General features: G+C 69.5%; 22 protein-coding genes and 2 tRNA genes. 12 read left to right on the top strand and 12 right to left on the bottom strand.

From position 1 onward, the window contains the following. Positions 1-19 precede the first annotated feature (19 nt). Positions 20-1174 carry a glutamine-hydrolyzing carbamoyl-phosphate synthase small subunit gene (gene carA, locus BUE30_RS15320; protein ID WP_073333196.1) on the bottom strand — a complete coding sequence of 385 codons (1155 nt, stop codon included), beginning with the start codon at positions 1172-1174 and terminating at the stop codon, positions 20-22. A gap of 240 nt (positions 1175-1414) precedes the next feature. Between carA and BUE30_RS15315 the strand changes: the two genes are divergently transcribed. Next, complete coding sequence (locus BUE30_RS15315) at positions 1415-1873, top strand: GatB/YqeY domain-containing protein (protein ID WP_073333193.1); 459 nt, start codon at positions 1415-1417, stop codon at positions 1871-1873. A 145-nt stretch (positions 1874-2018) separates the two neighbouring features. Next, positions 2019-2183 (top strand): DUF3008 family protein, encoded by a 165-nt coding sequence (locus BUE30_RS15310; RefSeq protein ID WP_083601424.1) that lies wholly within the window; start codon positions 2019-2021, stop codon positions 2181-2183. Positions 2184-2484: 301 nt separating this feature from the next. On the opposite strand, the gene BUE30_RS15305 is transcribed toward BUE30_RS15310, so the two are convergent. The 3 genes from BUE30_RS15305 to lipB all read right to left on the bottom strand — a co-directional run bounded on the left by BUE30_RS15305 (position 2485) and on the right by lipB (position 5729). After that, on the bottom strand, positions 2485-2967 hold the full coding sequence (locus BUE30_RS15305) for a DUF2244 domain-containing protein (RefSeq protein WP_073333188.1): 483 nt from the start codon (positions 2965-2967) through the stop codon (positions 2485-2487). An 89-nt stretch (positions 2968-3056) separates the two neighbouring features. Then, positions 3057-4760: a cytochrome c oxidase subunit I gene (ctaD, locus tag BUE30_RS15300; protein ID WP_073333184.1), complete on the bottom strand. Its 1704-nt coding sequence runs from the start codon at positions 4758-4760 to the stop codon at positions 3057-3059. A gap of 156 nt (positions 4761-4916) precedes the next feature. After that, positions 4917-5729, bottom strand: coding sequence for a lipoyl(octanoyl) transferase LipB (lipB, locus tag BUE30_RS15295; protein ID WP_280157234.1), 813 nt, complete (start codon positions 5727-5729; stop codon positions 4917-4919). On the opposite strand from lipB, the gene BUE30_RS15290 reads away from it, so the two are divergent. The 9 genes from BUE30_RS15290 to BUE30_RS15250 all read left to right on the top strand — a co-directional run bounded on the left by BUE30_RS15290 (position 5714) and on the right by BUE30_RS15250 (position 14391). After that, positions 5714-5800 (top strand) — tRNA-Leu (locus tag BUE30_RS15290). The genes lipB and BUE30_RS15290 overlap by 16 nt on opposite strands. A 164-nt stretch (positions 5801-5964) precedes the next feature. Next, on the top strand, positions 5965-6303 hold the full coding sequence (locus BUE30_RS15285) for a hypothetical protein (protein WP_073333176.1): 339 nt from the start codon (positions 5965-5967) through the stop codon (positions 6301-6303). After that, positions 6300-8189 carry an outer membrane protein assembly factor BamB family protein gene (locus BUE30_RS15280; protein ID WP_073333172.1) on the top strand — a complete coding sequence of 630 codons (1890 nt, stop codon included), beginning with the start codon at positions 6300-6302 and terminating at the stop codon, positions 8187-8189. Before BUE30_RS15285 ends, BUE30_RS15280 begins: the two co-directional genes overlap by 4 nt. 170 nt (positions 8190-8359) lie before the next feature. Beyond that, entirely contained in the window at positions 8360-9469 is a 1110-nt protein-coding gene (locus tag BUE30_RS15275; RefSeq protein WP_073333168.1) for an ABC transporter ATP-binding protein, read from the top strand. A 99-nt stretch (positions 9470-9568) separates the two neighbouring features. Further along, complete coding sequence (locus BUE30_RS15270; RefSeq protein ID WP_083601423.1) at positions 9569-10717, top strand: extracellular solute-binding protein; 1149 nt, start codon at positions 9569-9571, stop codon at positions 10715-10717. 125 nt (positions 10718-10842) lie between these two features. Then, positions 10843-11136 (top strand): DUF1330 domain-containing protein, encoded by a 294-nt coding sequence (locus BUE30_RS15265; protein WP_073333163.1) that lies wholly within the window; start codon positions 10843-10845, stop codon positions 11134-11136. Next, the gene (locus BUE30_RS15260) at positions 11133-12875 is read left to right on the top strand and encodes an ABC transporter permease (RefSeq protein ID WP_083601422.1); all 1743 of its coding nucleotides are present in this window, start codon (positions 11133-11135) and stop codon (positions 12873-12875) included. Before BUE30_RS15265 ends, BUE30_RS15260 begins: the two co-directional genes overlap by 4 nt. A gap of 4 nt (positions 12876-12879) precedes the next feature. After that, positions 12880-14070, top strand: a complete 1191-nt coding sequence (locus BUE30_RS15255) for an ABC transporter permease (RefSeq protein ID WP_073333159.1) — start codon at positions 12880-12882, stop codon at positions 14068-14070. 51 nt (positions 14071-14121) lie between these two features. After that, a complete protein-coding gene (locus BUE30_RS15250) occupies positions 14122-14391 on the top strand; it encodes a hypothetical protein (RefSeq protein WP_073333155.1) in 270 nt (89 codons plus the stop codon). Between the two features lie 4 nt (positions 14392-14395). Here BUE30_RS15250 and BUE30_RS15245 read toward each other — a convergent pair whose 3' ends face one another. From BUE30_RS15245 to BUE30_RS15215, 7 genes are all read right to left on the bottom strand, one after another. Further along, the gene (locus BUE30_RS15245) at positions 14396-15325 is read right to left on the bottom strand and encodes an AEC family transporter (protein ID WP_073333150.1); all 930 of its coding nucleotides are present in this window, start codon (positions 15323-15325) and stop codon (positions 14396-14398) included. A gap of 1 nt (position 15326) precedes the next feature. Further along, complete coding sequence (locus BUE30_RS15240) at positions 15327-16124, bottom strand: MBL fold metallo-hydrolase (RefSeq protein WP_073333147.1); 798 nt, start codon at positions 16122-16124, stop codon at positions 15327-15329. A gap of 296 nt (positions 16125-16420) precedes the next feature. Beyond that, positions 16421-17209 carry a TatD family hydrolase gene (locus BUE30_RS15235; RefSeq protein WP_073333143.1) on the bottom strand — a complete coding sequence of 263 codons (789 nt, stop codon included), beginning with the start codon at positions 17207-17209 and terminating at the stop codon, positions 16421-16423. Between the two features lie 20 nt (positions 17210-17229). Further along, positions 17230-18351 carry a DNA polymerase III subunit delta' gene (locus BUE30_RS15230; protein ID WP_073333139.1) on the bottom strand — a complete coding sequence of 374 codons (1122 nt, stop codon included), beginning with the start codon at positions 18349-18351 and terminating at the stop codon, positions 17230-17232. A gap of 4 nt (positions 18352-18355) precedes the next feature. Further along, positions 18356-18994, bottom strand: coding sequence for a dTMP kinase (gene tmk / locus BUE30_RS15225; RefSeq protein ID WP_073333135.1), 639 nt, complete (start codon positions 18992-18994; stop codon positions 18356-18358). After that, complete coding sequence (locus tag BUE30_RS15220; RefSeq protein ID WP_073333130.1) at positions 18991-20250, bottom strand: D-alanyl-D-alanine carboxypeptidase family protein; 1260 nt, start codon at positions 20248-20250, stop codon at positions 18991-18993. The genes tmk and BUE30_RS15220 overlap by 4 nt, the downstream gene beginning before the upstream one ends. 20 nt (positions 20251-20270) lie before the next feature. Then, positions 20271-21194 carry an SPOR domain-containing protein gene (locus BUE30_RS15215; RefSeq protein WP_073333127.1) on the bottom strand — a complete coding sequence of 308 codons (924 nt, stop codon included), beginning with the start codon at positions 21192-21194 and terminating at the stop codon, positions 20271-20273. A 290-nt stretch (positions 21195-21484) separates the two neighbouring features. Between BUE30_RS15215 and BUE30_RS15210 the strand changes: the two genes are divergently transcribed. Beyond that, a tRNA-Ser gene (locus BUE30_RS15210) sits at positions 21485-21574 on the top strand. A gap of 295 nt (positions 21575-21869) precedes the next feature. Here BUE30_RS15210 and BUE30_RS17625 read toward each other — a convergent pair. Then, complete coding sequence (locus tag BUE30_RS17625) at positions 21870-22571, bottom strand: hypothetical protein (protein WP_139300582.1); 702 nt, start codon at positions 22569-22571, stop codon at positions 21870-21872. Between the last annotated feature and the right edge of the window lie 43 nt (positions 22572-22614).

Here is a 22614-nt window from a genome sequence, read left to right as displayed (position 1 = left end):
CGGAAGCCGGGCGCCGGCATCACCCCTTGCGCGCGGCCATCGCCGCGGCGAAGCGCTCGAACAGGTAGTAGCTGTCCTGCGGACCGGGGCTCGCCTCCGGGTGGTACTGGACCGAGAAGACCGGGCGGTCGGTCATCCGGATCCCGCAATTCGACCCGTCGAACAGCGAGACATGGGTCTCGAGCACGCCGGTCGGCAGCGACTGGCTGTCCACGGTGAAGCCGTGGTTCATCGAGGTGATCTCGACCTTGCCGGTCTCGGTATCCTTGACCGGATGGTTCGCGCCGTGATGGCCGTGGTTCATCTTGACCGTCCGCGCGCCGAGCGCGAGGGCGAGCATCTGGTGGCCGAGGCACACGCCGAAGACCGGCAGGTCGGTCTCGAGCACGCCGCGGATCGCGGGCACCGCATAGGCCCCCGTCGCCGCCGGGTCGCCCGGCCCGTTGGTCAGGAAGACGCCGTCGGGCTCCAGCGCCAGGATGTCTTCGGCCGTCGCGCTCGCGGGCAGCACGGTCACGTCCGCCCCGGCCGAGGCGAGGGACCGCAGGATGTTGCGCTTTGCCCCGTAATCGACGGCGACGACACGGTATTTCGGCTCTGTCAGGCGCAGGTAGCCGTCCGGCCAGGCCCAGCGCATCTCGTCCCAGCGATAGGATTGGGCGCAGGTCACCCCCTTGGCCAGGTCGCGGCCGACCAGCCCCTCGAAGCCGCGCGCGGCGGCGACCAGCGCCTCGATGTCGAACTTTCCCTCGGGGTCGTGGGCGAGCGCGACATGCGGCGCGCCCTGCGCGCGGATCGCCCGGGTCAGCCGGCGGGTGTCGACGCCGCCGATCGCGATCCGGCCGCGCCGGGCCAGCCAGTCCGAGAGCGTGTCCGTCGCCCGCCAGTTCGACGGCTCGGTCGGATCCCACTTCACCACCATCCCTTCGGCGACGGGATCGGTCCACTCGTCGTCGTCCGGATTGACGCCGACATTGCCGACATGGGGAAAGGTGAAGGTGACGATCTGCCCGGCATAGGAGGGATCGGTCATGATCTCCTGGTAGCCGGTCATCGCGGTGTTGAAGCAGAGCTCCGCCGTGGTCCGCCCCGTCGCGCCGAAGCCGCGACCGTAGAACAGCGTGCCGTCGGCAAGGGCGAGGCAGGCGGTGGGCAGGGAACGGGATGCGGGCATGGCGGACCTCTGGCAAGCGGCTGCGGGCGGTCGATCCGGGTCCGGCGGCGCGGCCGGCCCCCCGATCCCGGCGTCAATAGGAGCGGGCCGGAGCAGGGTCAAGCGGGGGCCGGCCGGTGCCGGCGGTCCGCCCGGAACGGCACGTCACGGCCCGCCCCGGGCACGGGCGGGCCGGTTGCGCCGGGCGGGGGGATCGCCTAGATAGGCGCCTTCCCCGACAGCTCGAACGGACCCCGACCCATGGACCTGCGCGCGCGCATCAATGCCGGCCTCAAGGACGCGATGAAGGCCAAGGACGCCGACCGCCTCTCGACCCTGCGCCTGATCAACGCCGCCATCAAGGACCGCGACATCGCGGCCCGCGGCACCGGCGAGGAGGGGGGCGTGAGCGACGAGCAGGTGACCGCGATCCTGGCCAAGATGGTCAAGCAGCGACAGGAGAGCGCCCGCGCCTACGAGGAGGCGGGCCGTATCGAGCTGGCCGAGAAGGAGAACGGCGAGATCGGCGTGATCGAGGAATTCCTCCCCCGCCAGCTCGACGAGGACGAGGCGGCGGCCGCGGTGGACGCGGCCATCGCCGATACCGGTGCGACCTCGATCCGCGACATGGGCCGGGTGATGGGCCTGCTGAAGGAGCGCCATGCCGGCCAGATGGATTTCGGCCGCGTCGGTCCGATGGTGAAGCAGCGCCTCGGCTGAGGCGCCTTTCCCGCGTCGATCGGCATTTTGTGGCCGAAACGCTGCCTGCCCCTCTCCCAGACGGGGCCCTTAATCCTATCTTGACGTCTCGGCCCCAGGGTCGCCCCAAACGAGCCGGTTCGCCGGCCCCGGAAGGAGAGACGACATGCTCGCCCAGAATCCCCAGCAGCACCGCGCCGCGCGGCAGGCGCTCGACGCGAAGCGCGGCCGGATGGACCCGCGCAAGCTGAACGGCCAGGCCCGCGAGCTCTTCGACGTGCTGACGGAGGGTGAGCTCGAGGAATATGCCTGGGGCGTCATCCCGGCCTGAACTTCCGGATCCGGTTCCAGCAGGCGCGGCGCCGCGCGGATCATTCCGGGCTCAGGATTGGGCCGGCATGGCCAGTTGTGGCAAGGCGCGTCGCAATCTCTTCGACGACCGAGTACTCCGGGCCCCGCCGGTGTTTCCGGACTCTGTGCCTGCGACTGACGAGTTCGCCCCTGCGGTATGGTGGAGGCGACCGAGTGCTGCGATCAGCGCGGGACCAGGGATAGATGTCCTGTCGAACGATGATCCGGCCCGAAGATCCGACAATCGCCCCGGGGGCGGTGGTGGCGGCCCTCCGCTCAGGTCAGCGCATTGCCGCGATCCTGCGTCTCAGCTCGATGTCGAGCCGCCGCCGTTCCTCCGGGGTGAGGAAGGCACCGATCTCCACCTCGCGGCCGCCGCCGGTCAGGGTGAGGTAGTCCTCCACCGGGCCCGCCTTGGCGTGCAGGCGTACCTGGATCCAGAACGGGTCGGCTTCCCAGCGCTGGCGTTGTCCGTCCGGATCCCGCCGCTCCAGCTGCGCCTGACCGGGCCGGAGGATCAGCCGCTCCGCCATGTCGGCGTCGCGATACGACCGCCGAAGTCCGATCCACAGCCCCGCCACGGCCAGGACGAGGAAGGGCAGCAGACCCCAGAGCACCGCCGTCCCGATCACGGCGAGCAGGGGGAGCGAGATGAAGGCCGCCGTTGCGCCGATCACGAGGACGAACCCGTCTGCCGAAAGCGAACGGTGCGGCCAGAGGTCCAGACGGCTTTCGTCGGGGGTGTCGGTCCAGCGGTAGGGCATCGGCGGGATCCCGGTCGTCGCGGTGAGGCTCTTACGAGAAGGGCCCCGGAATCGCTCCCGGGGCCCCGCAAAGTCCTGTCAGGCCGCCCTCAATGGGCGTGGCTGCGGTCCCAGTCGCTCTGCTTGGGCAGCGTCTCGAACGTGTGTTCGGGCGGCGGCGAGGGCAGCGTCCATTCCAGCGTGTCCGCGTATTCGTTCCACGGGTTCGGCTGGGTGGCGTTCCGCGGCGCGAGCATCGTGCGGAAGAACATCACGATGAAGAAGATGAAGCTGGCGAAGGCGATGAAGGCGCCGATCGAGCTCACCAGGTTCCAGGTCGCGAAGGCCTCGGGGTAGTCGATGTAGCGGCGCGGCATGCCCTGACGGCCCAGGAAGTGCTGGGGGAAGAAGGTCAGGTTCGCGCCGATGAACATCGCCCAGAAATGCGTCTTGCCGACCCATTCCGGCATCATCCGGCCCGCCATCTTGGGCAGGTAGAAGTAGATGCCGGCGAAGATGCCGAACACCGCGCCGAGGCTCATCACGTAGTGGAAGTGGGCCACGACGTAGTAGGTGTCGTGATAGGCCCGGTCGATGCCCGCCTGGGACAGGACAACGCCGGTCACGCCGCCGACGGTGAACAGGAACAGGAAGCCGAAGGCCCAGAGCATGGGCGTGCGGAACTCGACCGAGCCGCCCCACATCGTGGCGATCCAGCTGAACACCTTCACGCCCGTCGGCACCGCGATGACCATCGTGGCCAGCATGAAGTAGCTCTGCTGCGTCAGCGACATGCCCACGGTGTACATGTGGTGCGCCCAGACGACGAAGCCGAGCACGCCGATCGCGACCATGGCGTAGACCATCGGCAGGTAGCCGAAGATCGGCTTCTTCGAGAAGGTCGAGATGACGTGGCTGATGATCCCGAAGGCGGGCACCACGATGATGTAGACCTCGGGATGGCCGAAGAACCACAGGATGTGCTGGTAGAGGATCGGGTCACCTCCGCCCGAGGGCTGGAAGAAGGTGGTGCCGAAGTTGCGGTCCGTGAGCAGCATGGTGATCGCGCCGGCCAGGACGGGCAGGGCGAGCAGGATCAGCCAGGCGGTGACGAAGATCGACCAGGCGAAGAGCGGCACCTTGTGCAGCGTCATGCCCGGCGCGCGCATGTTGAGGAAGGTCGTGATGATGTTGATCGCGCCGAGGATCGACGAGGCGCCCGAGACGTGGACCGCGAAGATCGCGAGGTCCATCGACATGCCCCCCTCGGAGGTCGAGAGCGGCGGGTAGAGCACCCAGCCCACGCCCGAGCCGAGCTGGCCGTTCCCGCCCGGTGCCAGCAGCGAGCAGACGCCGAGGACGGTGCCGGTCACGTAGAGCCAGAAGGACAGGTTGTTGAGGCGGGGGAACGCCATGTCCGGCGCGCCGATCTGCAGCGGCATCAGGTAGTTGCCGAAGCCGCCGAAGAGGGCGGGGATGACGACGAAGAACATCATCAGCACGCCGTGATAGGTGATCGCGACGTTCCACTGGTGGCCGTTCGGGGTGCATTCCGAGGGATCGGAGGGGAACCACGAGGCGATCAGCCCGCGGATCGCGCCGAGGTCCAGATGCTCCATGCACATGTACTGCACGCCCGGATGCATCAGCTCGAGCCGCATGTGCAGCGTCAGGATGACCGAGATCAGGCCCGCGAACCCTGCGAAGAACAGGTAGAGGATCCCGATGTCCTTGTGGTTCGTGGACATGAACCAGCGGGTGAAGAACCCGCGGTTGTCCTCGTGCTCGTGGCCATGAACGGCGGCGTCAGCCATGTGGCTCCCCCTCGTGAGGTTGATCTTTCTCCGGGATCGGGCGGGCGCACCTCTCCCCCGGTTTGCCGCCCTTCTAGGGGGAACCGCCGCGCCGGGCAATATTCGATGGCCCCCCGGCGCCGGGTCATTTTGGCGCAGCCGTGCCGCGCCGAGGGGTCAGGCGGGAGTGGCGGAGGGGGCCATCGCCCTCTCGAAGGTGCGGGCGAGGGCGAGGTCGAGATCGGCCATCGTGACCGGCAGGCCGAGATCGACGAGGCTCGTCACCCCGTGGCCGGTCACGCCGCAGGGCACGATCCCGTCGAAATGCGAGAGGTCCGGCTCGACGTTGATGGCGAGCCCGTGGAAGCTGACCCATTTGCGCAGCCGGATGCCGATCGCGGCGATCTTGTCCTCGCGCGGGGTGCCGTCCGGCAGGGCCGCCTTCTCCGGTCGCTCGATCCAGACCCCGACCCGGCCCTCGCGGATCCGGCCCGTCAGGCCGAACTCGCCCAGCGCGGCGATCACCCATTCCTCGAGCGACTGGACGAAGCGGCGGACGTCGCGCCCCCGCGCGCCCACGTCGAGCATGACGTAGACGACCCGCTGGCCGGGTCCGTGATAGGTGTACTGCCCGCCGCGCCGCGTCGGATGGACCGGGAAGCGGTCCGGCTCGCGCAGGTCGGCGGGCCGGGCCGAGGTGCCGGCGGTGTAGAGCGGGGGATGCTCCACCAGCCAGACGGCCTCTGCCGCGGTGCCGGCGCGGATCGCCTCGGCCCGCGCCTCCATGAAGGCGACGGCCTCGGCGTAGTCCGTCAGCCCGTCCGATACGATCCAGTCCACCATGGCGCAGTTATGGGCTGGGGCGGGCTCGCTGTCACGGGGAAGGCGGGTGACGCAAGGCGAGGGGCGGGGCGGCGAAAAAAGCGCTTGAGGCGCCGGGGGGGCTTCGCTAAGAGGCCGCCACCAGTTGACGTGCGGTTGTGGCGGAATTGGTAGACGCGCAGCGTTGAGGTCGCTGTGGGGTAACTCCCGTGGAAGTTCGAGTCTTCTCAACCGCACCAACTGGTCTTCCGCCAGTGCAGTAGCGATCGGCCCCCGCCCGTCCGAGGGTGGCGTCGGGGAATCGGTCGCGCCGATGGAACCGGCGGCGATCCGCCTTGTTCCCGTGTCACCCGACCCCGTCCGTCCGTCGGCCGGGGCCATCCACGACGCGGGAGCCCCTCACATGCGATCACTTGCACTTTTCTCGGCCGTCTGCGCGGCCTTCGCCCTTGCCTGTGGGCTCTACGTCGCCTTCGCGCCGGATACCGGCGTCACGGGCACGCCCGGCGCCTGGCTCGTCGTGGCCGGCGCGGCGGCCTGCACGCTGGTCGCGCTGCTGCGCGCCTTCCGCTGGCCCGGCGGCGACAACGCCCTCCTCCTGGCCCTCTGCGGCATCGGCATGGCGCTGACCGCCATCGCCGCGTGGTTCCTGATGCAGCCGGCGATCTACGTCGCGCTCGCCTATGCCTTCGTGCTCTGGATCGCCGAGATCGCGATCGGCGGGCGGGAGGTGCGGGCATGATCCGGCTTCTCCTCACCACCGCTCTCTCCGCCGCGCCCGCCCTCGCCGCCGCGCAGGACTGGACGACCTTCAACGGCGACCCCGAGGCCACGAAATACTCGCCCGCCGAGCAGTTCACCCCCGAGAACGTCGAGACCCTCGAACGCGTCTGGGAGGTACGGACCGGCGACGTGTCCGACGGATCGGGCGATCTGCCGCAATCGGTCTGGTCCGCGACCCCGATCTATGCCGGAGGGCTGCTCTACTTCGGGACGCCCTTCTACCGCATCCTGGCCCTCGACCCCGCCACGGGCGAGGAGGTGTGGAGCTACGACAGCCAGTCGACGCTCGAGGCGCTGACCCAGCCCGCGCTGAAGAACCGGGGCGTCAGCTACTGGACCTCGGGCGAGGAGGGGGTCTGCGAGAGCCGCATCTTCCTCGGCACGATGGACGCGCATCTGCATGTCGTCGACGCCGAGACCGGCGAGCTCTGTGAGGAGTTCAGCGACGGCGGGATCCTCGACGTGAACCAGTGGAACACGACGAACGACCGCTGGCCGCTGTCGCTGCTGCAGCCGCCCACGATCGTGAACGATCACGTCGTGATCGGTTGGGCAGGCATGGACTGGACCTATTCCGAGGCGCCTCCCGGCACGCTCTTCTCGGTGAACGCCCGGACGGGCGAACTCGAATGGGAGGTGAACTTCATCCCCGACGAGATCCGCGAGCAGACCGGCACGGCGAACATCTGGGCCTCGATGGCCGCCGATCCCGAGACGGACATGGTCTACGTGCCCGTCAGCTCTCCCTCGCCGAACTACTGGGGCGGCAACCGCACCGAGGACATCCCGCTCGCCACGTCCGTCACCGCCATCGACGCCGGCAGCGGCGAGATCGTCTGGTCACGGCAGCTCGTCCATCACGACGTCTGGGATTACGACACCAATGCCGCGCCCGCCCTGATGGACCTGACCGTCGACGGCGAGACGGTGCCGGCGCTGGTGCAGACGACGAAGCAGGGCATGCTCTACGTCCTGAACCGCGAGACGGGAGAGCCGATCTTCGGATGGGAGGAGCGGGAGGTTCCGCTGGAGGGCGCCGTCGCGGATGACGCGCTGTCGCCGACCCAGCCCTTCGTGAGCGCGCCGCCCCCGACGAACGATCTGGAGAACATGCCCGGCGTCTCCCGCCTCGCCGACGTCCTCAGCGGAGGGCAATGTTCCCGCGATCTGGACACCTATCTCTACGAGGGGGTCTTCACCCCGCCGTCCGAGCAGGGGACCTTCCTCTATCCCTCGACCGTCGGCGGGATGCAGTGGGGCGGGCCGGCGGTCGATCCCCGCAGCGGCATCGCCTATGTCAACTCTTCCTCCATCGTCGATGTGCTGACGCTGATCCCGCGCGAGGAATACGAGCGGATCACCTCCGAAAACGACAATTTCGGCGGGGGCGAATCGGGCTACTATCCGCAGGAGGGCTCGCCCTGGGGCTTCCGGTTGAACCGCTGGTTCAACTGGGCCGGCATGCCCTGCTGGGAGGGACCCTACGGGACCTTCAGCGCCTACGACCTCAACACGGGCGAGCGCCTGTACGAGGTGCCCTTCGGCGTGACGCAGAAATGGGGCTTCTACATGCCGGACGACTGGGGCTCGCCGACGATCGGCGGCCCGGCCCTGACGGCCGGGGGCGTCATCTTCATCGGCGCCTCGATGGATGCCCGCGTCCGCGCGCTCGACGCCGCCACGGGGCGTGAGATCTGGAACGATCTCGTCGCCGCGCCGGCCGTCGCCACGCCGGCGGTCTTCACCCATGAGGGACGGGACTACGTGGTCTTCACCGTGGGCGGCAATTCGATCCTGAAACCGCAGGTCGCGGACCAGATCGTCGCCTACGCGCTGCCCGACTAGGCAGGGCGGTGCATCCCGCGTCAGGGATGCCGTTTTCGGGGCGGGAGCGGTCGCTTCCCGCCCCGGAAGCTTGCCGATTGGTTGCAAACTCGGGATCAGTAGGCTTTATTCCGCCGAGATGAGATGCAGGACCAACCTGCACTGATGCGAACGACAACGGGAGAAACGGCTTGGCCACAAGCACGGCAGATGCCGCGACGAAGGACGCCTTCGTCGCCTTCGAACGCGTTCAGAAGAGCTACGACGGCGAAACGCTGGTCGTGAAGGACCTGAACCTCGCCATGCCGAAGGGCGAGTTCCTCACCATGCTCGGCCCGTCCGGGTCCGGCAAGACGACCTGCCTGATGATGCTCGCCGGTTTCGAGACGGCGACGCATGGCGAGATCAAGCTGGACGGGCAGCCGATCAACAACATCCCGCCCCACAAGCGCGGCATCGGGATGGTGTTCCAGAACTACGCGCTCTTTCCGCACATGACCGTGGCCGAGAACCTCGCCTTCCCGCTCGAGGTCCGCAAGATCGGGAAGTCCGACCGCGAGGCCAAGATCAAGCGCGCGCTCGACATGGTGCAGATGGGCAATTTCGGCGGCCGCCGCCCGGCGCAGCTCTCGGGCGGTCAGCAGCAGCGGATCGCGCTGGCCCGCGCCCTGGTCTTCGAGCCCGAGCTGGTGCTGATGGACGAGCCGCTCGGCGCGCTCGACAAGCAGCTGCGCGAGACCCTGCAGTTCGAGATCACGCGACTCGCCCACGATCTGGGGATCACCGTCGTCTACGTCACCCACGACCAGACCGAGGCGCTGACGATGAGCGACCGGGTCGCGGTGTTCGACGACGGGCGGATCCAGCAGCTCGCCCCGCCGGACGAGCTCTACGAGGCGCCCAAGAACAGCTTCGTCGCGCAGTTCATCGGCGAGAACAACACGCTCGACGGCAAGGTCGAGCGGATCGAGGGCGACCGCTGCGCGGTGCGTCTGGACAGCGGCGAGATGATCGACGCCAAGCCGGTCAACGTGACCGAGGCGGGCCAGCGGACCCGCGTGTCGATCCGCCCGGAACGGGTCGAGATCGACCCCGAGCTCGGCCCGGACGCCCACACGCTGAAGGCCGAAGTGCTTGAATTCATCTACATGGGGGACACGTTCCGGACACGGCTGCGTGTCGCCGGCCAGGACGATTTCATCGTCAAGACCCGGAACCGGGCGGACCAGGTCCGCCTGAACCCCGGCCAGACCGTCACGATCGGCTGGCTGCCGCAGGATTGCCGTGCGCTCGACGCCTGAGGCGCACCGCACGGACGACCGGATAGGGGGCCGCTCCCGGTGCGTGCCCCCGCATCATAACCTGACAACCGGGACCACAACTTGGGAGATATCGTTACCATGACGACCAAGAAGATCCTTACCCTCTCGACCGCGCTCGTCGGCTTCGCCGGTATGGCGACGGCCCAGATGGAAGCCACCGAGAGCCCCGTCGCGGGCATGGAGATGGCCGACGAGATGACGATCGTCAGCTGGGGCGGCGCCTATCAGGAGAGCCAGCTCAAGGCCTATGTCGAGCCCTATCTCGAGATGAATCCCGACGTCTCCGTGACCTGGGACGAAAGCTCGGCCGAGGCCGTCGCCGGCCTGCGCGCCCAGACCGAGGCGAACAACCTCACCTGGGACCTGGTGGACGTGACCGCCGCCGACGCGATGCGCCTCTGCGACGAGGGCCTCGCCATGGAAGTCGACATCGACGAGGTCGCGGCCCCCGCGCCGGACGGCACCTCGGCCACCGACGACTTCACCGAGGACATGCTGGTCAGCGACTGCTTCATCCCGCAGATCGCCTATTCCTACACCTTCGGCTACCGCAACGACGTGGCCGAATGGAACGGCAACACCCCGTCCAGCATCTGCGACGTCTTCGACCTCGAGGCCTTCCCGGGCCAGCGCGCGCTGGAGCGCCGCCCCCACAACAACATGGAATGGGCGCTGCTCTGCGACGGCGTGGCGATGGAGGACGTCTACGACACGCTCGAGACCGAGGAGGGCCAGGACCGCGCCCTCGCCGTGCTCGACCGGATCAAGGACCAGACCGTCTGGTGGACCGCCGGCGCCGACACGCCGCAGCTGCTCGCCGATGGCGAGGTGGTCTTCGGCTCGACCTATAACGGCCGCCTCTTCTCGGCCATCGTCGAGCAGGACCAGCCCATCGAGATGATGTGGGACACCCAGTCCTTCGATCTCGACGGCTGGATCATCCCGGCGGGCCTCGACGAGCCGACGCTGAACCGCGTCCTCGACTTCCTGTGGTTCGCCACGGACACCCAGCGCCTCGCCGACCAGGCGGCCTACATCTCCTACGGTCCGGCGCGGCAATCCTCGGCGCCGCTCGTCGGCACCCATGCCGAGCTCGGCGTCGAGATGGCGCCGCACATGCCGACCAACCCGGAGAACGCGCAGGGTGCCTTCGTCCAGAACTACGAGTGGTGGGCGGACTACCGCGACGAGCTGGACGCCAAGTTCCAGGCCTGGCTCGCGCAATAAGCCCCGGCCCGGGCGCCCGGTCCGCCGGGCGCCCGACCGACACGCATCGGACCTTCCGCCCCCCGGGGGCGGGCGGTCCCCCGAGAGAGGCGGGACGACCCGCCCGGAGACGAGGGGAGGGGCGCATGCCCAAGGGCTACATCATCGGCCATATCACCGTGACCGATCCGGACGGGTATCCCGAATACGTCCGGCGCGACACGCCGATCCTGAAATCCCACGGCGCCCGCTTCATCGTGCGCGGCGGCCGGTCAGAGACTCGCGAGGGCGCCGCCCAGGACCGCCACGTCGTGATCGAGTTCGACAGCTTCGAGGCGGCCAAGGCCGCCTACGAGGATCCTGACTACCAGGAGGTGGCCGAGATCCGCCGCCGCTGCGCCGACAGCACCATCATCCTCGTGAAGGGGCACGACGAATGACCGACACGCGGCAGACCGAAGGCACCGTTCCGCTGGGCCCCGACCAGTTCACCGGCCCGACCCCCGACAATGCCCTGCGCGATGCCGATCGCGACGCGAAAGCGTCCATGGTCGCCGCCGACGGCACGCCGCTCAAGGCCTCGCTCGCCCGCTCGCTCCGCCGCCAGAAACTGCGGGCGCTGATGCTGGTCGCACCGCTGCTGATCTTCGTCCTCGTTACCTTCATCGCGCCGATTGCGGACATGCTGTTCCGGTCGGTGCAGAACGAGATCGTCGTCGACACTCTGCCGCGCACCGTCGCCGCCTTGCAGGACTGGGACTACGAGAGCGGCGAGGTGCCGGGTCCGGCCGTGTTCGATGCGATGACCCGCGACATGATGGTTGCGGTCGAGCGCAAGGAACACACGCGCCTCGGCTCGCGGCTGAACTACGAATTGACCGGCATCTCCTCGCTGCTGCGCCAGACCGGCCGCGACGTCGAGGATATCGGCGAGGTGCAGCTCGACGCGATGGTCGGGCTCGATCCCGCCTGGGAGGAGCCGGCCACCTGGGCCGGGATGCTGACCACGCCCGATTACCGCGAGGCCGCCGCCGAATGGGCGATCCGCGCCGACGAGGGCGGGCGCCTCTTCGACGAGCCGCCGCCGCGGATGGAGCTGGCCGAGGCCGCGCAGGCCCTGCCGCTCACCGCCGACGCCTATACCGATTTCGCGCGCACCATCGGCACCGAGAGCCAGGACAGCGCCCTGGAGGAGGAGCCGTGGCCCCTCGTCTACATGAGCCTCGTGCAGGACCTGCGCCAGTTCCCCGCCGCAGCGGATGCGTTCGAGGGCGATGACGGGGCGCGGCTCGCCGCGCTGGTCGAGGCGCTGCCGACCATTCCGGAGGTCGATACCCGCGCCGCCTTCCTCGAGATCGACGAGGAATGGGCCGATCCGCAGGTCTGGGGCACGATCAAGGCCTTCTCGCCTCCCTACACGCCTGGCTACTTCCTGTCCGCCGCCGACCTGACGCTCACGCCCGACGGCGTGGAGGCGATGCCCGAGGACGAGCGGATCTACCGCACGCTCTTCCTGCGCACGATCTTCATGTCGCTGGCGATCACCTTCTCCTGCATCCTTCTGGGCTATCCGGTCGCCTGGCTGCTGGCGAACCTGCCGGCCCGGCAGGCCAACGTCTTGATGATCCTCGTCCTCCTGCCGTTCTGGACCTCGCTCCTCGTGCGGACCTCGGCCTGGAAGGTGCTGCTGCAGCAGCAGGGGGTCATCAACGACATCCTCGTCTGGCTGGGGCTGGTCGGGGATGCGAACCGGCTCGTGATGATCAACAACGTCACCGGCACGATCATCGCGATGACGCATATCCTGCTGCCCTTCATGATCCTGCCGCTCTACTCGGTGATGAAGACGATCCCGCCCTCCTACGTCCGGGCCGCGAAATCGCTCGGCGCGACCGATTTCACGGCATTCCGGCGGGTCTATTTCCCGCAATCGGTGCCGGGCATCGGCGCGGGCTCGATCCTCGTCTTCATCCTTGCCATCGGCTACTACATCACGCCCGAGATCGTCGGCGGCACGAAGGGCGTCTTCATCTCGAACCGGATCGCCTACCACATCTCGACCTCGCTGAACTGGGGCCTCGCGGCCGCGCTGGGGTCGATCCTGCTGGTGGCGGTGCTGATCCTCTACTGGGCCTATGACCGCATCATCGGCATCGACAACGTGAAGCTGGGGGGCTGACGACATGGCTGACCTGACCGCCGCCGAGATCGCCGACCGCTCCGGGCCCGGCTTCGCCATCGGCATCACCGCCCTTGCGGGGGCGCTCTTCGGCTACATCGCCGGCAACACCCTCGGCGCGGGGCTGATCGGCACGCTCGTCGGGGCCGTGCTCGGCGCCGGGTTCGCCTGGGTCGCGGCCGGCCCCCTCTCGGGGAGCCGGGCCGGGGGCCGCTGGGCGGCCATCGCCCTCTGCGCGCTGCTCGGCCTGGTCTTCGGGGGGATCGGCGGCGCGGTCGGCGGCGCCGTGATCGGGGCCGTGCTCGGCTGGATCGCCTACTGGATGGTGCGGACGGACTACCGCAAGGGGCTGCCACCCTACGCGACGGCGGGGCAGGTGCTGTGGCACAACGCCTTCCTCTTCATCTGCGGGTTCATCTTCTTCTTCCTGATCGCGCCGATCGCGGTCGTGATTCCGCTCAGCTTCAATGCCGAGAGCTTCTTCACCTTCACGCCCGAGATGCTCGCCCTCGACCCCGAAGGCTATTCGCTGCGGCATTACCGCGACTTCTTCACCAATGCCGACTGGCAGCAGGCGATGTGGAACTCGCTGAAGATCGCGCCCGTCGCGACGCTGCTCGCCGTGGGCTTCGGCACGCTCGCCGCCATCGGCCTCAGCCAGAGCCACATTCCCTTCCGGCAGGTCATCATGGCGATCCTCATCTCGCCGATGATCGTCCCGCTGATCATCTCGGCGGCGGGGATGTACTTCTTCTACTCCCGGATCGGCCTGCAGGGGACGTACTGGGGCATCGTCCTCGCGCATGCCGCGCTCGGCATCCCCTTCGTCATCATCACGGTGACGGCCACGCTGGTCGGGTTCGACCGCTCGCTCACGCGGGCCAGCGCGAACCTGGGCGCGGACCCGGTGACGACCTTCTTCAAAGTGCAGATGCCGCTGATCCTGCCCGGCGTGATCTCGGGCGGGCTCTTCGCCTTCATCACCTCGTTCGACGAGGTGGTGGTCGTGCTCTTCGTGGGCAGCGCCGGCCAGAAGACGCTGCCCTGGCAGATGTTCATCGGCCTGCGCGAGCAGATCTCGCCGACGATCCTCGCCGTGGCGACGATCCTGGTGACGATCTCGATCCTGCTGCTGACCACGCTGGAACTTCTGCGCCGCCGGTCGGAGCGGTTGCGGGGCATGTCGCCGGGCTGACTTTCGTGCCCGGGGGTGTCAGGATGGGATTCTGCCGAGGGGGGTCCCGTCATGCTACGTCGTCCCGTCATACATTTCCGTCTCTGGGCAGGTCTCGCTGCTCTTCTGGCGGCTCCGGCCCTTGCTATGGCGCTCGGCGCGTCCGGCGTTCGGTGGACGGCCTACGATTTCGCCTACATGGCGATGCTGGTCGCCGCGCTCGGACTGGGGCTCGAACTGGCGCTTCGGCTTGGCTCGTGGGCGAGGCGGCTGGGGGCCGCGGCTCTGGTCGCCGTGGCGGCCCTCGTCGTCTGGATCGACGGCGCCGTGGGACTGTTCTGACCCGTCAGGGCAGCAGCATCAGCCAGAATGTCGCCGTCAGCACGCACAGGCCGGTTCCGATCAGGACCGAGGACGCCGCGACCCGGCGCGCGGTGCCGTAGACATTGGCGAAGAGGAAGGCGTTGACCCCCGGTGCCATCGCCGCCGTCAGCACCGCCGACCGGATCGCATCGGTGCCCAGCCCGAAGGCCCGGGCGAGGCCGTAGGTGATCGCCGGGTGCAGCAGCAGGCAGATTGCGACGACGAAGAGGATCGCCCGCATGTCGCCCTCGGGGCGGTAGCGGGTCAGCGTCCCGCCGAGGCCGAACAGCGCCGCCGGGATCGCCGAGGCCGCGATCAGGTCGATCGCTTCGGCCGCGGGTTCGGGGATCGTCAGCCCGGTCAGGTTGAAGGCGAGGCCGGCCGCCACGCCGAGAACGATCCCGTTCCGCACGAATTGCCGCAGGATGCGGCCCGGTAGGGCGGAGAGCGAGGTGCCCCGGGCGCGCACCGCCTCCATCACCGTGATCCCGACGATGTAGAGCAGGGGCGCGTGCATCGAGATGATCGCGTAGTTCCCCGCCAGCGCGTCCGGGCCGTAGGCCCGCTCGGTGATCGGCAGGCCGAGCAGCAGCGTGTTCGAGAAGAATGCGGCGAAGCCGATGGCGATCGCGTCCTCCACCGGCCGGCGGAACAGGACGAGCGCACCGACGATCCCGACCACGAAGGCGGCCAGGACCCCGGCATAGAAGGCGGCGAGCAGCCCGGGCTGGAAGCTCGCCTCGAGATCGAGCCCCGACATCGCGCGGAACAGCAGGACCGGCAGGGCGAAGCTCTGGCTGAACTGGGTCACCCCGTCGATCGCGGCGGGGGACATCCATCCCAGCCTGGCCGCGAGGTAGCCGAAGCCGAGGACGAGGAAGACCGGCAGGACGACGGCGAAGAGGACGCCCATCTCAGGCGTCCAGCTCGATCCGCATCCCGTCGAAGGCGGGCTCCACATGGGCCGGCGTCTCGTCCGCCAGGCGGGCATAGTCGAGGTCGATATGCATGTTGGTCAGCACCGCCCGGGCGGGCCGCACTCGGTCGATCCAGTCCAGCGTCCGCGCGAGGTGCGAATGGGTGGGATGGGGCTCGCGTCGCAGCGCATCGACGATCCAGACATCCAGTCCCCCGAGCGCGGGCCAGGCCGCCTCGGGGATCGTCGCGACATCCGGCAGGTAGGCGAGGTCGCCGATGCGGAAGCCGAGTGCGTCGATCGCCCCGTGGTTCACCGTGAACGGCGCGAAGGTGATCTCGCCGCCCGCGCCGTCCACCGTCACCGGCCCATCTATCGTCGCAAGGTCGAGGATCGGCGGATACATCGATCCTTCGGGCTGGAGGAAGGCGTAGGAGAAGCGCTCGCGCAGGGCGGCAGAGGTGGCGGCGTCAGCCCAGGTCGGCAGCCGCGCCTTCATGTTGAAGACGATCATCCGCAGGTCATCGATCCCGTGGACATGGTCGGCATGGGCATGGGTCCAGAGCACCCCGTCGAGCCGCCCGGTTCCCGTATCGAGGAGCTGGTCCCGCAGGTCGGGGGAGGTGTCGATCAGGACGCTGGTCGTGCCGCCCGGCCCGACCTGTTCCACCAGCAGCGAGCAGCGGCGGCGGCGGTTGCGCGGGTTTGCCGGATCGCAGGCGCCCCAATGCCCCCCGAGGCGTGGCACTCCGCCGGAGGAACCGCAGCCGAGGATGGTGAAGATGCGTCGCGCCATGGGCCCGTGTCTGGGCCGATTGCCCGGGGGTTGCAAGGCGGCGGATCGCGGCGCGGCGGCCTTTTGTAGGCGCCCCCGCCCCACGCACGCGGATGCGGCCGGCGCGAAGCCTATCCGGGCCGCCGGAGGGGGAGGCGGGGCGGCGCGGACCGGGGCCGCGGCTGCCGTGAATGCTGGTCGGGAGCGCTGGTAGAGGTTGGGAAGGCCGGGGCGGCGGCGCCGGGTAGCGGGCGGGGCCAGGCCGGTCGGGCAGGCGCGCCGGGGGGCGGGAGTCGCGGCGGGACGGGGGGCTGCGGTCAGGCCGCCCGAGTGAAGAGCCGGTCGAAATTGGCGCTGGTCGCGGCGGCGAACTCGGCCGGGGAGAGGCCGAAGGTCTCGGCCCCGACCCGCGCGGTATGGGCGACGAAGGCGGGCTCGTTGCGCTTGCCGCGATGCGGGGGCGGGGCGAGGTAGGGGCTGTCGGTCTCGACCAGGATCCGGTCGAGCGGGGCGGCGGCGAAGATCTCGCGCAGCTCGGTCGAGCGGGGAAAGGCGGCGATGCCGGACATCGAGAGGTAGAAGCCGAGATCCAGCGCCGCCTCGGCCAGAGCCGGGCCGGAGGAGAAGCAGTGCATCACGCATGAATAGGCGCCGGCGCGATGCTCCTCGGACAGGATCCGGGCCATGTCGTCGTCCGCGTCGCGGGCATGGATGATCAGCGGCAGCTGCGTGCGGCGCGCGGCCTCGATATGGATACGCAGGCTCTCCTGCTGCCGGGCGGCGCTCTCGGCGGTGTAGTGGTAGTCGAGACCGGTCTCGCCGATTCCGACGAATTTCGGGTGATCGGCGAGGGCGACGAGCTGCTCCACCGTCGCCATCGGCTCTTCCGTCGCGCTCATCGGGTGGGTGCCGGCAGCGTAGTAGACGCCCTCATGCGCCTCGGCGATGGCGCGCACGCGCGGCTCCTGCCGCAGGCGGGTGCAGATCGTCACCATCCGGCCCACCCCGGCAGCGCGGGCGCGGGCGATCACCTCGTCCCGGGTCTCGTCGAAATCGGGGAAGTCGAGATGGCAGTGGCTGTCCACCAGCGCGGGGGCATCTGTCATGGGGGGCCTTCGGGGCGGGGTCAGGCGGGGACGGCGTCCAGCGCCGTCCGTTCGATGGCGAGCAGCGTATCGAGGACGAGGGCGGCCGGGTCAAGGTTGACCGCCCGCCCGTGCCGCAGCCGCGCCGAAAGCTCGGCCTGCGCGGCGGCCCAGGCGCGCGCGGCGCGCGCATCGGGCGACAGGCGGGCCAGCAGGCGCGCCTCGCCCGGTGCGCCCTGGCTCTGCGGCTCGCCCGTCAGGCCGGCGCGGGCGGCGCGCGACAGGAACAGGTCGACGAGGTCGATGAAGAGGGCGAAGCGCGTCTCTCCCGTCCGCCCGGCGCAGGCCTCGCCCAGCCGGATCGCGGCGGGCCGGTCGAGCCTGGGCAGCCCGTCCAGCAGCTTCACGAGGTCGGCATAGAGGGCGAGACCCCCGCCATTCGCCATCCGCGCCGCCTCGCCGACCGAGCCCGCTGCCAGCACCGCCAGCGCCTCGGGTGCGTCGGTCGCGATCCCGCTCGCCTCGAGGGCGCGCGCGAGGTCGGGGGCGGGCAGGGGCCCCAGCCGCAGGGTCCGGCAGCGCGAGCGGATCGTCGGCAGCAGGCGCGAGGGCTGGTGCGAGATCAGCAGCAGCGTTGCGCCCGCGGGGGGCTCCTCCAGCTCCTTGAGCAGGGCGTTCGCGGCGGTGGGGTTCAGCTCGTCCGCGGCATCGACGATCACCACCCGGCGCCCGCCATCGGCGCTGGAGAGGTGGAAGAAGTCCTTGAGCCGGCGCACCTCGACCGCGCGGATGTCCTGGCTGATCCGGTCGCCCTTGTCGTTCGGGCCGCGCCTGACGACGAAGAGCCGGGGATGCGCCCCGGCCCGCATCAGGCGCAGGTCCGCGTGGTCCTGAGGCAGGGCGAGCGTCGTGGCCGCCGGCGGCGTCTCCAGCAGGCCGCCGGCCGGGCGATCCGCGAGCAGGAAGGCGGCGATCCGGTAGGCCAGCGTGGCCTTGCCGGCGCCGCGCGGGCCCGTGATCAGCCAGCCCGAATGGAGACGCCCCGCATTGAACGCGTCGAGGAAGGCGGCCTCCGCCGCGTCCTGGCCGTAGAGGGCCGGGGCGTCGCGGGGATGGGGCATCCCCTCGATCATCGTCGGATCGGGCAGGGCGTCCTCGGCCATCGGCTCAGCCGTCATTGGCCGCGCGGCGACCCTCGGTCACCACGCGGATCTCTGCCGCCACCTCGCCGGCCTCCCGGCCGCCGTCGATCAGCACGCAGCGATGGGAGTCCTCGCGCGCGAGGCGCAGGAAGCCGTGGCGTATCGTCTCCTGGAAGGGCAGGCCCATATCCTCGAAGCGCTGCTCCGCCCCTTCGCGGGACAGGCCGCGCCCCAGCGCGACCCTCGGGTCCATGTCGATGACGAAGGTCAGGTCGGGTTCGATCCCGATCATCTGCGCGTGCAGCGAATCCACGAGGGCCCGCAGGTCGCCGCGCGTGGCGCCCTGGTAGATCCGCGTGCTGTCGGCGAAGCGGTCGCAGATCACGGTCGCCCCGCGGGCGAGCGCGGGGCGGATCGTCCTCTCCAGATGGTCGCGGCGCGCGGCGGTGAAGAGCAGGATCTCGGTCTCGGCCGACCAGCGGCCGGGATCGCCGGTCAGGATGAGCTGCCGGATCTCCTCGGCCCCGGGCGAGCCGCCGGGCTCGCGGGTGAGGACCACCTCGGTGCCGCGATCCGCAAGGCTCTCGGCCAGGCGCCGCGCCTGGGTCGACTTGCCGGACCCGTCGATCCCCTCGAAGGTGATGAAATGGGCGTCGCCCCTCATGCGTCCTCTTCGGCCGGGGCCGTCTCCGCGGCCTCGTCCGGTGCGGGCTCCGCCACCTCGCCATCGAGGCCGGGAATGGCCGAGAGATCGGCGCCCGGGGCCACGCGCGCGACCAGGATCTGCGCCGCCGTCCGCAGCCGGACGCCGAGCCCGCCCTGCGCGACGGCCCGGTCCGCCACCAGCGGCACCACGATCTGCGGCAGCCCCTCGCGGGTGATGGTCAGCTGCCCCAGCTCCTGCCCCTCCGCCACGGGGGCGGTCACGGGACCGGTCCAGGTCGCCTCGGCGGCATAGGCCGCGCCGGGAACGACCGGCATCAGGACGCGCAGATCCTCGGCCAGGGCGAGCCCGACCTCGGTATCGGCCCCCATCCAGACATCGGCCTCGGCGATGCGGGTGCCGGCCCGCCCCAGATCCTCCTCGGCGAACTGCCGGAACGCCCAGTTGACGATCCGCTCGCCCTCGGCGCGGCGCTGCTCGGCCGTATCGAGGCCGGTGATGACGAAGATGATCCGCCGGTCGCCCTGCTTGGCCGACCCGACGAGGCCGTAGCCCGCCTCCTGGGTGTGGCCGGTCTTGAGCCCGTCTGCACCGATCCCGAGGCCGAGGATCGGGTTGCGGTTCTGGCTGTTCGCCGGGACGCGGTTGTCGAAGGCGAATTCCTGCTCGGCGAAGAGCGGGTAGAAGGTGGGAAAGTCGCTGATCAGGTGATCGGCGAGGATGCCGAGATCGCGCACGCTCATCGCGTGGCCGGCGGCGGGCCAGCCCGAGGCGTTGGCGAAGGTGGAGCTGGTCATGCCCAGCTCGCGCGCCACCTCGGTCATCCGTCGCGCGAAGCCGCTCTCGGTCCCGTCGGGCGAGAGCCCCTCGGCCAGCACGACGCTGGCATCGTTGCCGGAGAGGACGATCACGCCGCGCAGCAGGTCCTCGACCCGGACCCGCTCGCCCTCGCGCAGGAACATGGACGAGCCGCCGAAGCTGGCCGCATGGGCCGAGACGAGGAACTCGTCCTCGACCGAGAGCCGCCCCTCGGCGATCGCCTCGAACGCCATGTAGAGCGTCATCAGCTTCGACATCGAGGCGGGGGGAAGGGGCTCGTCCGCGTTCTTCTCCAGAAGGACGGTGCGAGTCGTCTGGTCGAAGACATAGGCCGCGCGGGCCGACGTCTCGAGGCCCTGGGCGGCGGCGAGGCCGGCCCAGAGCTGGACCGCCAGCGCGAGGCAGAGGGCGGCGGCGGAGCGGATCGTGCGGGTCATGGACATCCCCTTGGATCGGATCAGTTGCGGACCGGGTAGGCGTCGGCGAAACCGGCACCGGTCACCTGCGACAGGAAGCCGGCGCGCTCGCTCTCGCTTCCGGCGGGCCCGACGAGCACGCGCCAGTAGCTGCGCCCGCCGCTTTCCTCGCGCACCACGCGGGTGGGCAGGCCGAGATCGGCCATCCGGGCCTCCGCGCCCGAGGCGTTCTCCTCGACCGAAAAGATGCCGAGCTGGACATAGGGGCGCGACAGGTCGGAGGCGGCCGTTGCGGGGGCGGGGGCGGCCGGCGCCGGGGGCGGCGCCGGATCCGCCGCGGGGGCGGGGGCGGGGGCGGGGGCGGGGGTCGTTCCGGGCTCCGTCGCGCCCGCGGGGGCCAGCGCGCTGGTCGTCACCTCGCCCGGCGCGTCCATCGCGGCGCCCTCCGCCCCGTCCTCTCCCAGCACCGCCTCGGGGGCGGTCGCCTCGGTCGGCTCGGGGCTCGACGCCTCCTCGCGGCGCAGGGCGGTGACGTTGAGCGTCGCCGGCGCCCCGGCGAGCATGCCGAGCGCCGCCGCCGCCTCGGAGGAGACCTGCAGCGCGGGGCCCGGATTCTCCCGCTCGCGGCGGAACAGGGCGCCGATCACGAAATCGCCGGTCTCGGTGTTGCGGATGATGACGCGGCCGGGATCGCCGACATCGGGATGCGCGACCCAGACCCCGCCGAAGGAGGGACGACCGTCCCAGACCCCGGGCTCGGTCACCTGGAAGATCTCAGGCGCCTCGACGTCGCGCTCGACCAGCTCGACGCTCTGGCCGCCGGTCGCGGCCGCGGATTCGCCCTCGCCGAAGGGCATCGAGAGCCCGTCCTCGCAGCCGGCCAGCGCGCCTGCCGCCAGCAGCGCCACGAGCGCGGAGGCGCGCCGCGCGCGCCCGGCCGGCCGTCCCGACCGGAATGTCGACATCGTTCCCATCCTGCCCCCTCGGGTCTTGGCCGCCCCCTGCGCCGCGGATCCGCGCGGGCCCTGCCGGACCCCGCCCTCTCCATCGCCTGTCGGATCGGCACCTGCCTGCATCGCGGCCGCAGCCGCGCCTGATTGGCCGGGACGTTACAGCCCGGACGCGCGCGATGAAAGACGCCGCCGCCCGTCTGGGCGGATTTGCCCGCCCCTGGCCGCAGCGCGACACCGTGCCGCCGCCGCGCCCCGCCCCGCCTTCCCGAATCGCCCCCGCTTGCGTAAGGCCCTGAGCGCCCGGAGGAGTGGCAGAGTGGTCGATTGCACCGGTCTTGAAAACCGGCGTGCGTTCAAGCGCACCGTGGGTTCGAATCCCACCTCCTCCGCCACTTGCCCTCTCGAAAGCGTTCTCCCCATCCGGCTGCGGCCGGATTTTTCCGTTGTATTCGAGGGTTATGCGGGAGGGGCTGAGCACTGGCCGCCTAGCCAGAAGGCCTGGAAGCGTTCTCTCGGGGCCAGTATTCTCCTGACCTCATGACTGCGCGGGTTTGGTGAATTTCTTGTAAGCTCCTGTTCGTGAACAATAGTTTACCGTGATCAAGGTTGCTTTCGATGTCAGGCCCATCCGCCTCAAATGGAACCGGGATCGAACAACGGCGGAGCAAAAAAGGCTGCGCGTGCAGGCTAATCTTCCTGCTCGATTAACTCTGTTAGACGAGCAACGAAGTAGGCGTTCACGAACTCAATCGCCTCACGAACAGGAAACTGAAAATGCTCGTCGAGGTCGTCACCAGAGATCGCAAGTGGCGGTGGCAACGATAGAAGGCCGTAGTAGAAGATGATGTGGGCATGGCTGGTCTCCGACACGAACCCGCTCCCGCGGCCATAGTCGGAAAGAAGCATCTGTGTGCGTACGAGTTCCTCGTGGATGATCCGACGCTTGCCGCCGTCGTATGAGCCGTTGCCGCGCTTCACATTGTACGCGTTAATCGAGTGGCGTGCCTCGTCGAAGACCAGGATGTCGACGCGCACAGAGCGCTCGCGATCTCCGTACGGAAGCTGCGCTTGCAACAAGGAGTCGAGCCGTTCGGCAACGCGGACCTGACGTAGGGACTCATGCGACAGCTTGAAGTCGTCCTCTGTCCATACCCGCAGACGAGCACAGTCTTTCAGTCGTTCGAGGAGAGCCCGTTGGAGGATCGCGCCATGCCGCTTGTAGGCCGAGCTGATGATCGACGTTGCTCGCGAGTACTTCCTCCCTGCGATTGGATCTTCCCTGAAGCGAGCTGCACCAAGCCTGTCGATCGTTTCGTCCAATGTCGGTCGCATGCGCTCGAAGTAGTTTTCGAGTTCCGAGCTTGGTGGAACAGGGGGACGTGCCGACAAGTGTTCTTCCCTCGCTTGTGTTCACCCTTGGGCCTCCATATCG

The sequence above is a fragment of the Wenxinia saemankumensis genome, assembly GCF_900141735.1.
In the GTDB taxonomy this organism is placed as follows: domain Bacteria; phylum Pseudomonadota; class Alphaproteobacteria; order Rhodobacterales; family Rhodobacteraceae; genus Wenxinia; species Wenxinia saemankumensis.
Note: the sequence above shows the minus strand (reverse complement) of the source record. Positions and strands in the feature narration are given on the sequence as shown.